10 protein-coding genes and 5 tRNA genes are annotated in these 8,904 nt (G+C 42.1%); 6 read left to right on the top strand and 9 right to left on the bottom strand.

Annotation, left to right across the window (positions count from 1 at the left end):
* Together BQ9856_RS08290 and BQ9856_RS08285 are read left to right on the top strand one after the other, a co-directional pair.
* On the top strand, positions 1-1,212 hold a 1,212-nt coding region (locus BQ9856_RS08290; protein WP_077610602.1), incomplete at its 5' end, for a 6-phosphofructokinase.
* A 256-nt stretch (positions 1,213-1,468) separates the two neighbouring features.
* On the top strand, positions 1,469-3,112 hold the full coding sequence (locus BQ9856_RS08285) for a sensor domain-containing diguanylate cyclase (RefSeq protein WP_077610601.1): 1,644 nt from the start codon (positions 1,469-1,471) through the stop codon (positions 3,110-3,112).
* A 56-nt stretch (positions 3,113-3,168) separates the two neighbouring features.
* Here BQ9856_RS08285 and BQ9856_RS08280 read toward each other — a convergent pair.
* The 3 genes from BQ9856_RS08280 to BQ9856_RS08270 all read right to left on the bottom strand — a co-directional run bounded on the left by BQ9856_RS08280 (position 3,169) and on the right by BQ9856_RS08270 (position 3,764).
* Positions 3,169-3,252, bottom strand: a tRNA-Leu gene (locus BQ9856_RS08280).
* Positions 3,253-3,548: 296 nt separating this feature from the next.
* Positions 3,549-3,632: transfer RNA gene (locus tag BQ9856_RS08275), tRNA-Leu, on the bottom strand.
* A 48-nt stretch (positions 3,633-3,680) separates the two neighbouring features.
* A tRNA-Leu gene (locus BQ9856_RS08270) sits at positions 3,681-3,764 on the bottom strand.
* A gap of 158 nt (positions 3,765-3,922) precedes the next feature.
* Between BQ9856_RS08270 and BQ9856_RS08265 the strand changes: the two genes are divergently transcribed.
* The 3 genes from BQ9856_RS08265 to BQ9856_RS08255 all read left to right on the top strand — a co-directional run bounded on the left by BQ9856_RS08265 (position 3,923) and on the right by BQ9856_RS08255 (position 5,124).
* Positions 3,923-4,006 (top strand) — tRNA-Leu (locus tag BQ9856_RS08265).
* Positions 4,007-4,076: 70 nt separating this feature from the next.
* Positions 4,077-4,149 (top strand) — tRNA-Asn (locus BQ9856_RS08260).
* 456 nt (positions 4,150-4,605) lie between these two features.
* Positions 4,606-5,124, top strand: a complete 519-nt coding sequence (locus BQ9856_RS08255) for a S8 family serine peptidase (RefSeq protein ID WP_235839181.1) — start codon at positions 4,606-4,608, stop codon at positions 5,122-5,124.
* Positions 5,125-5,386: 262 nt separating this feature from the next.
* Here the strand turns inward: BQ9856_RS08255 and BQ9856_RS24520 are convergent, their stop codons facing one another.
* The 5 genes from BQ9856_RS24520 to infC all read right to left on the bottom strand — a co-directional run bounded on the left by BQ9856_RS24520 (position 5,387) and on the right by infC (position 7,741).
* Positions 5,387-5,557 carry a hypothetical protein gene (locus BQ9856_RS24520; RefSeq protein WP_159441968.1) on the bottom strand — a complete coding sequence of 57 codons (171 nt, stop codon included), beginning with the start codon at positions 5,555-5,557 and terminating at the stop codon, positions 5,387-5,389.
* Between the two features lie 280 nt (positions 5,558-5,837).
* The gene (locus BQ9856_RS08250) at positions 5,838-6,338 is read right to left on the bottom strand and encodes a hypothetical protein (protein WP_077610600.1); all 501 of its coding nucleotides are present in this window, start codon (positions 6,336-6,338) and stop codon (positions 5,838-5,840) included.
* Between the two features lie 297 nt (positions 6,339-6,635).
* On the bottom strand, positions 6,636-6,992 hold the full coding sequence (rplT, locus tag BQ9856_RS08245; protein ID WP_077610599.1) for a 50S ribosomal protein L20: 357 nt from the start codon (positions 6,990-6,992) through the stop codon (positions 6,636-6,638).
* Positions 6,993-7,021: 29 nt separating this feature from the next.
* Positions 7,022-7,219 (bottom strand): 50S ribosomal protein L35, encoded by a 198-nt coding sequence (gene rpmI, locus BQ9856_RS08240; protein ID WP_024836182.1) that lies wholly within the window; start codon positions 7,217-7,219, stop codon positions 7,022-7,024.
* A 27-nt stretch (positions 7,220-7,246) separates the two neighbouring features.
* Positions 7,247-7,741 carry a translation initiation factor IF-3 gene (gene infC, locus BQ9856_RS08235; protein ID WP_077610598.1) on the bottom strand — a complete coding sequence of 165 codons (495 nt, stop codon included), beginning with the start codon at positions 7,739-7,741 and terminating at the stop codon, positions 7,247-7,249.
* Positions 7,742-8,097: 356 nt separating this feature from the next.
* Here infC and BQ9856_RS08230 point away from each other — a divergent pair, with 356 nt between their 5' ends.
* Entirely contained in the window at positions 8,098-8,511 is a 414-nt protein-coding gene (locus BQ9856_RS08230) for an EamA family transporter (RefSeq protein ID WP_077610597.1), read from the top strand.
* Between the two features lie 68 nt (positions 8,512-8,579).
* Here BQ9856_RS08230 and BQ9856_RS08225 read toward each other — a convergent pair whose 3' ends face one another.
* The gene (locus tag BQ9856_RS08225) at positions 8,580-8,894 is read right to left on the bottom strand and encodes a DUF1540 domain-containing protein (RefSeq protein ID WP_077610596.1); all 315 of its coding nucleotides are present in this window, start codon (positions 8,892-8,894) and stop codon (positions 8,580-8,582) included.
* Positions 8,895-8,904: the final 10 nt, after the last annotated feature.

Genomic DNA, 8,904 nt, shown 5'->3' with positions numbered 1-8,904 from the left:
AAAAATGCAATCGTAGGACAGTCCGGCGGACCAACCGCCGTGATCAATGCAAGCCTTTACGGCGTCATTAAAGAAGGAATGGCTCACGAAGAAATCGGCCGGGTTTACGGCATGATTCATGGCATAGAAGGCTTCATGTCCAGCAATTATATGGATTTAACGGGTGATTTGACGGAAGATGAACTGGAACTTCTGAAATTAACACCTGCCGCCTATTTAGGCTCCTGCCGCTACAAACTTCCCGACGATCTATCTTCTCCTTTTTACCCGGCTCTGTTTGAAAAATTCCGGGCCATGGAGATTGGATATTTCTTTTACATTGGCGGTAATGATTCCATGGATACGGTAAGCAAGCTTTCCCGCTACGCCGCCCATCACGAAAGCAGCATCCGTTTCATTGGAGTTCCCAAAACCATTGACAATGACTTGATTCTTACGGATCATACCCCCGGATACGGCAGTGCTGCAAAATACGTCGCTGATACTGTCCGTGAAATCGTTCTGGACTCTTCTGTCTACCAGCAAAAGTCCGTCACCATCGTGGAACTGATGGGCCGTCATGCAGGCTGGCTCACCGCTGCCAGTGCGCTGGCCAGAAAGTTTGAGGGCGATAATCCCGTGCTTATCTACCTTCCTGAAACAGATTTTGATTTTGAACAATTCGCATTGGATGTAAAGGCTGCCCTTAACAAAAATAATTCTGTTATTATCTGTATTTCAGAAGGACTCTCTGATGCCCGGGGCAAATTCATATGCGAATACGCGGATGAAGTCCGTTTGGACACCTTTGGTCATAAAATGCTGACCGGAAGCGGAAAAATGCTGGAGAACTTTGTGCGCAGCCGCTTCGGCGTAAAGGTCCGTTCCATTGAGCTGAATGTAAACCAGCGCTGCAGCGGCATGCTGGCTTCTGCAACCGACATAGAAGAATCCGTACAGGCAGGTCAGGAAGGGGTAAAGGCCGCTCTGAATGGCATCAGCGGAATGATGATCGCCTTTCACCGCACAGGAAATTCCCCTTATGCCATGGAGTGTATCACTGTTGATGTCAACAAAGTATGCAATCAGGAAAAGCTGTTCCCGCCCGAATGGATCTGCAGCAATGGCACTGATGTAACCGCAGATTTCCTGGAATATGCCCTGCCACTGATCCATGGCGAGCTTCAAAGAAAGATGGAAAGCGGCAGACCTGTGTATCTGTACCGGAAATGATCCTGTTCCGCCAAACCTGCCAAAGCGGCGCAGCCCAGTTTCTTATCTTGCTGTGCCGCTTTTATTTACGCTAAAATCTCTGAACCTCTCTTCCCCCTCAATGCTTCAATCAAATATCCGCATCCGCTAATATCCATCTATTTTACAAATGTTTACTATATTTATTTCTTTTTACGCATTTTTTGACAGCATGCTTCATATATTCATAATAAGGCCTATTTCTATTTTCATAAGCACTTATGGGAGAAAGTGAACAATGAACCAAGAATCTTTTTTAGATCGCATTCCCTGCGGCATACTGAAGCTTAAAATCGATGAAAGCTTTACCATTCTTTATTCCAATCAGGCTATAAAAACACGGTTCCAGGTGCCTGCTTCTCTTAAGGACATGGTATATGGACCAGAATATCCGGGGCTGTCAACAGAAATACGCAGCCATCTGGCAGACCGGGCGGACAGCTTTGAATTGGAATTCAAAGCAAATATGCAAAAAAATTGCATCTGGTGCTCCATACAACTGAATTATATCCCTGAGGAGGAAACATTGTACTGTGCGGTCTCCGATATCACATGTATGAAAAACTGTCAGGAAAACTTACGGATCCGGGAAGAACAATACCGGCTGGCCAGCCAGCATTCCGGCTGCCTTGTAAGCATCTACGACATCCCTTCCAGAACCCTTTCCCCCTCGCCTGAATTTTCCAGAACCTTCCCCTTCCCCTATACTCTGCCGCTCTCCCCCGAATTTCTCATTGAAAACGGCATCGTACACAGGGAAAGCGTTGTCGATTTTCTGAATTTTTACCAGGCCATGGAGCAGGGTGTCCCTGAGGGAAAATGCATCACACGCCTAAAAACAGGCTCAGGAGATTACTGCTGGTTCTCCACTCATTACTCTCTGGTGTGTACTGAAGATCAGAAGCCTCTCAGGGGGATCATATCCTACCAGGATATTACGGACCAGTATGAAAAAGAGCTGGCCTATCAAAGGTGGATGGAGTACATGCGCGAACAGAAAAAAGACTGCATCGGCTATTATGAATATAATTTGAAATTTGACTTGTTTGAAGAAATCATCGGGGAAATGACCCAGACCATGCCGGAATATGCGGTGAATTCCTTTTCCGACATCATGAGCTACATTGCAGAACACCACATTTTTGAAGAAGACCGGGAGATGTATCTAAAATTTTTCAATAAAAACCAATTGCTCTACCACTACTATCGGGGAAACCGCTCCTTACGGCTGGAGCACCGGCGTTTAAGGCCGGACGGCAGCGTCTACTGGGGACTCGGCCTGGTGCAGATTGTTTCCGATCCCTATACCGATACCATCAAGGCCTTTATCCTCATTAAGGATATTGATGAATCCAAGCGGGAGGCTTTGAATCTTCAGGAACTTTCCGAACAGGATTCCCTGACCGGACTGCTAAACAGAGCAACTGCCATACGTGCAATACGCCACACATTAAAAAACAGCCAGGGCCATCATATTCTCATTATGCTGGATATTGACCGATTCAAACAGCTGAATGATAATTACGGTCATCAGTTCGGAGATAAGGCACTCCACCGTGCCGCCTCAAGGCTTAAATCCGCTTTAAGGCGTGATGACATCTTCGGGCGGCTGGGAGGTGACGAATTTATCATATTATTAAAAGACGTGGCTTACAGCATGGATTTATACGCACGTCTGGAAAATTTATGCAGCCTCATAGGCAGTGCTCTGGAACCGGAAGCCCATATCTCCGGCAGCCTGGGAACGGCAGCTTACCCGGAGGATGGAACTGCTTTTGAGGAATTATATGAAAAAGCCGATATTGCACTTTATCAGGCAAAGAAACACGGCCGCAACCAATATGCGGTTTATGAACCTGGTATGAGCATGACGGATTCATGACAGTTATGTAAAAATGTCCTGCAGTGTTATCCGCAGGACATTTCCAATCATCATCATGCAGAAGAAGGGACTTGAACCCTCAAGGTATTGCTACCACACGGACCTGAACCGTGCGCGTCTGCCAATTCCGCCACTTCTGCTTTTTTAATTGTATAAATTGACGAATCAATTCGTACAATTATAATACTATACTTTAGACAAATAATCAAGTACTTTTTTTCTTTTTTTAAACTTTCTTAAAACCTGCCAATTAACATCAGAAGAAAGAGTCTGACTTGTCAGACTCTGGCGCTGACGCGCGGTCACATCAGTGACATCTTCCTCTTAAGCGTCATGTGCATCCTGCAGGTCGCGCTTTTTATTTTCCAGGGGAGTCCGGAGAACTTTCCTGGAAAATAAAAAAATCCCCATCTTCATCGAGGATTCTAAAAAATAATGCGGGAGATGGGACTTGAACCCACACGAGCATACACCCACAAGATCCTTAGTCTTGCCTGTCTGCCAATTCCAGCACTCCCGCAGTCATATGAATTAAAACCATACAGCCATGACTGCTTGTATAGCTTCATGCAGAAGAAGGGACTTGAACCCTCAAGGTATTGCTACCACACGGACCTGAACCGTGCGCGTCTGCCAATTCCGCCACTTCTGCATTTTGTCATTGTCTCTCGCAACGACAATAGCTATTATAGTATACAAGCTCCTATCTGTCAACAACATTTCTCTAAATTTTTCAAATTATTTTTTTGTGTATATTTTTCAAAAAATATTGACAATTTCATCCAAAGGTGCTAAGATAACATTCGTTGTGCGGGAGTGCTGGAATTGGCAGACAGGCAAGACTAAGGATCTTGTAGGTGCAGACCTGTGTGGGTTCAAGTCCCATCTCCCGCACTTTTCTTTTTTTAATTATTTCATTTTACTATTGACATATTTTACTTTTCGGGTATAATAAGTCATGTATTCCTCGATAGCTCAGTCGGTAGAGCAAACGGCTGTTAACCGTTGGGTCGTAGGTTCAAGTCCTACTCGGGGAGTTTTTTGTTGCCTGAAATCATACATGCTTGCAAATGTTTAAAATACCCGGTTTATCATTAAAATTTTTTTTGCACTTTTATCATATTTTCCTGTCTGAAGTCATATTATGAAATGTACATACCTGTCAAGGTGGTACTTTGGCGCCTGTTACGGCACCCACATTCCAGGGCGGAAACCTCCATCTCCTGTAGGTTTTCCGCCCGTTTTGTCTTAATCACATCCGCAGTTATCATCATTACCATTTCATCCGCAATTATTATTCCAATTGCATCTGAAATCATTGCAGCGAAATCCCAAAAAGCAGCTCATATCTTACACCACTTTTATCCAAATATACTTTATTATATGGGGCATATAGACAAGAGGTGAATAAAGCTGTCCTCCCCCTCATAATATGAAATCCACCGCATAAGATTTATCATATACTCTACCATAAAACAGGCAGGGAAGCTAAAATGAAAAAAATACTGGACAATAACTATTATGATTTAATCATCAGCAATACCCTGGCTCCGTCGTATGACACAGGAGATAATATCACCTATTTAAACAGAAGGCACTCTTTGCTCCATGTCCCCATCGTCAGCGACAGTATCAATCCCTGTGATTTAGGCCGGTTTTCATATAACAGTTTTCCTACCTTATATACGCTCACCTCTTCCGTCAGCCTGGAAAAATCCGGTATCAGCACGGCTCAGCGAAATCCTTATTTAGCTTTGTTTGGGCAAGGCGTTCTGGTGGCTGTCATTGACACCGGCATTGATTATCAGCATCCGGCATTTAAGAATCGTGATGGGACATCCCATATTCTTTCCATATGGGATCAGACAGAACAGGGCGGCGAGCCTCCCGGGGATTTTACATTCGGCTCCGAATACAGCAGAGAACAGATCAACGCCGCATTAAACGCAGACTACGCTCCGGCAAAGCTTACCGTTGATATTTCTTCTCCAAACCGGGAATCTGGTATCTGAGGGTTGAAAATCCCGAAAAGGAGCCCTTTTCTTTTCATTCCTGGCTGCCTTCGGGAAACCTTATTTCCAACGAGACCTTTTTCATTCATTCAACTCCGGATACCACTATAACCTCTCCCGGTAATGCCAGACATCAATTAACCGTTACCGCTTACGATCATTTGAACAGCAGCATCCTGGCCGAATCAGGCAGAGGCTACACGCCTTAATCTATAACCAAACTACATAAATATGAGTATTGGCACTCAATATCTCTTTTAACTTAAAAAGGCGGGCCCTGAATATCAAATGCCCGCCTGTAAAGTATCCTATTACCTTTTCTGCATTCCTTAATTACAACCACGATCATCATTACGCCTGCGGCAGCGGGGATTTCTACACCCATCTCTGAAACCAGCCCGGTAAGCTTTTCTTCTTTCCTCTTCGCAGTCATTATTATTGCAATTTCTGCTATTGTTACGATTATTGTTACAATTATTATTTCGATTATTATTGCAGTTATTATTCCAATTGCATCTGCAATTATTACTGCAACCCCAAAAACAACTCATATTCAGCACCTCTTTTTCCGAATTATATTTTATTATATGGGACGGATAGACGAGGGGTGAATAATGGGAATGCCGATGTACACTGCCATTTGGGAAGTCCCGTATTTGAACCGCTCTCTGTCAAGTAAACAGGTAAAAAAACAAAAAGTTAAATATGTAAATTTACAATTGAACCTGCCTTATTTGAGCATCAATATGGGGCTTTATTTTATTTATTAATTTTAAGCATTCTATTCTGTTCGCATACTTATCTCTTAAAATAATTGCTGATAATCCACCATAAGTACTTTCATAAGATATGATTGCATAGCATGATGCAGTCCTGCCGGTCTTAGCGACCAATTGTCCGTTTCTATTTGTTAAATATTGATCTTCATCTAAATCAACTTGATGTTCTGCATTCGTGATTTGATTTAATCTAATTAAAAATTCTTGACCTCCACAAGTAATTGACAAGTGTTCCGGACTTAAATAAACCATGCTATTACAATTTACAGGAGCATTCAATCCCCTAATATGAACGATAGAATAAAATCTAACTATTCCTGCACGCTTATCATTTCTTCTCTGTGTACTTGTAATGATTATCATTCTAATACAAAAAACTGCTGCCACTCCACCAAGAAGAAAAATTATTGCTGTAATAATAATTGTACCAATCATATCTGATTACGCCCTTCCTTTTTATTATTTCATAATTATTATAACCCGATATGGAAATTATTTCTAGCTGTAGATCTGTATGTTATTTTTTTAAGAAAGCTCCATCTGACTTTGGTATTTTTACTCTTCTTACGGAAATTAATAAAATTCCTGCCAAGTTATAAATATGCTTGTATATCGTGAGTATATTATACGTATATTGTTCGTATATTACGAATCAAAATCTACTCATTTTTCCGTATCTGCGGACATCAAAAAACCCCGTAGACACGAGGTTCTCGGGGTTCGAATATACGATTATGCCACTTTGGATTTAGCCAGTTCTGCTAACTTTGCAAAGCCTTCTGCATCATTTACTGCCATATCAGCCAGAACTTTTCTGTTTAAATCAACTCCGGCTAACTTTAAGCCATGCATAAATACGCTGTAGGATATGCCATTGATACGGGCTGCAGCATTGATACGGGCGATCCATAACTGTCTGAACTGTCTCTTTCTTTCTTTTCTGCCTGCATAGGAGCTTGTTAATGCTCTCATGACTGACTGCTTTGCTACTCTATACTGTTTGGAACGAGCGCCTCTGTAGCCTTTAGCCATCTTTAACACTCTGTTATGTTTTTTCTTAGCGTTCATACCGCCTTTAATTCTTGCCATCGGTTTTTCCTCCTTCTTAACTTAAGATCCTATAAATATGGTAAAATCTTCTTCATTACTTTTGCGTTGGTTGCATCCGTAACGATATCTTTTCTAAGATTTCTTTTTCTCTTAGTTGATTTCTTAGTTAAGATGTGAGATTTGTAAGCTTTATTTCTTACAAGCTTTCCTGTTCCTGTAACTTTGAAACGTTTTGCAGCTGCTTTGCTTGTTTTTAATTTAGGCATTGTATTTTCCTCCTTGATAATGTTCTATTAGCGTTTTGCAGTTAAAAACATAACCATGCTTCTTCCTTCCACCTTGGACGGCTTGTCAATGGCTGCGATATCGGCTAACTTCTCAGCGAAATCATCCAGAATATACTTTGACTTTGACATATGCGCCATCTCACGACCTCTGAAACGTAAGGTTACCTTTACTTTATCTCCTTTTTCGAGGAACTTCCTTGCGGCGCTCATCTTTGTATTTAAATCATTTGTGTCAATGTTAGGAGATAAGCGAACTTCCTTCACTTCGATTACCTTCTGTTTCTTTTTAGCTTCTTTTTCTTTTCTCGCCAGTTCATAACGATATTTACCGTAATCGATAATCTTACAAACCGGTGGTTTTGCAGTCGGAGCAATTTTTACCAGGTCGAGTTCTGCTTCCTTTGCAAGCTGCAAAGCATCTCTGGTAGACATAATTCCCAATTTTTCTCCGTTTTCACCAATCAACAGAACTTCCTTATCTCTGATCTGTTCATTAATCATTAAATCGCTAATTGTCGTGCACCTCCATCATATAGTGTGTGTTGGCCGGAATCCACATTGCTGCCCATAGGCATAAAAAAAGTAGATAGACAAACGCTATCCACCACCAAAGTCTCTACACAGTACACCTATGTACCAAAGGCTATGAACCAGGGTCACTTGCTCGTGCCATGGTGAGGCGGATACCTACTTTCCTGTCTGTTGTTTTCACAACTCTGATTATAATACTATATATTTTTCCATCTGTCAACATATTTTTTAGGGCAGCATTATTTATCCGCATTCTCTTGCAACCTGCCGATAACAGCGCTACAATTATATCAGGAAATTATAAAATAAAGATAGGAGACATTTTTATGTGGTTTGTTTTCGCACTTCTTTCCTCCATTTTTGCCGCACTCACCTCCATTTTGGCCAAAATGGGGATTGAAGGAGTTAATTCCAATCTGGCCACTGCTATCCGAACGGTTGTCGTAGTATTAATGGCCTGGCTGATCGTCTTTCTTACAGGCGCTCAAAACGGAATTTCTGAAATCAGCAAAAAGAGCTGGCTTTTTCTTATTCTGTCCGGTATTGCTACCGGCGCCTCCTGGATCTGCTATTATAAAGCGCTGCAAATGGGAGAAGCTTCCAAGGTAGTCCCTGTGGACAAATTGAGCATTGTCCTGACCGTTCTTCTCGCTTTTCTTATCCTCCATGAACAGGTGACCATTAAAAAACTCATAGGAATATTTCTGATCACAGCAGGAACCTTTGTCATGATCTTATAACGATAGCTCCACAATTAAAAAACGCGTCAGGAGATTTTTTCCTGACGCATCTTATACTTACAGCAATTTTATCTGTTTTTAAATGTTGCGCACTCCGTATGTTCTGCTTCTCTGGCGCCGTCTCCTGCAATCCCGATATGTTCTGCCGAACAGTGGCGTTCTTCATTGTAAACACAATTCACTGCTTCGCAATCCACTTCCAGCCGGTTTTCCGGAGTTTTGAACAGGTTATGGAAAGAACCGTCCTTATTCTCGTCAAAGCTTCCGCAGCAGGTCTCATAGCTATCCTTTGCCTGCGGTCCCTCTACAATGATGGCGGCTTTACAGCAGTAATTATCAGAATTATGGAGACAACTTGTAACATTACAGTCTAATTTCGTCATGGCCTGTTTC

Origin of the sequence: Clostridium sp. Marseille-P2415 (assembly GCF_900155545.1) — a bacterium.
In the GTDB taxonomy this organism is placed as follows: Bacteria; Bacillota; Clostridia; order Lachnospirales; family Lachnospiraceae; genus Lacrimispora.
The sequence above is the reverse complement of the archived record's forward strand: the minus strand, read 5'-3'. Positions and strand labels throughout refer to the sequence as shown.